Genomic DNA, 270 nt, shown 5'->3' with positions numbered 1-270 from the left:
CTCTGAGCCGCCGCCGGCACCGACAGAGCTTCCCCTGCGCCGCCGCGAGCAGAGCTTCATCGATACGCGCGAGCCGTTGCGGGCAGAGCCCACTGCAGGATGGCGTCGGGCACTGTCGACGGTCGGAATCAAGGTCGGCGCGTCGAAGAAGGACCTGGACAACGAGCGCGCCCGTCGCACGGTCTCCGCGCAGTGGGGCCAGTGCCGCCGCATCGCCGTGGTCAACGGCAAGGGCGGCGTCGGGAAGACGAGTGCCACAGCGCTCCTCTC

General features: G+C 70.4%; 1 protein-coding gene. It reads left to right on the top strand.

Annotation, left to right across the window (positions count from 1 at the left end):
- On the top strand, positions 1-270 hold a 270-nt coding region (locus SB658_RS24165), incomplete at both ends, for a ParA family protein (protein WP_410602883.1).

The organism is Bacillus sp. SIMBA_008, from assembly GCF_046535495.1.
Taxonomy (GTDB): domain Bacteria; phylum Bacillota; class Bacilli; order Bacillales; family Bacillaceae; genus Bacillus; species Bacillus subtilis.
The sequence above is the reverse complement of the archived record's forward strand: the minus strand, read 5'-3'. Positions and strand labels throughout refer to the sequence as shown.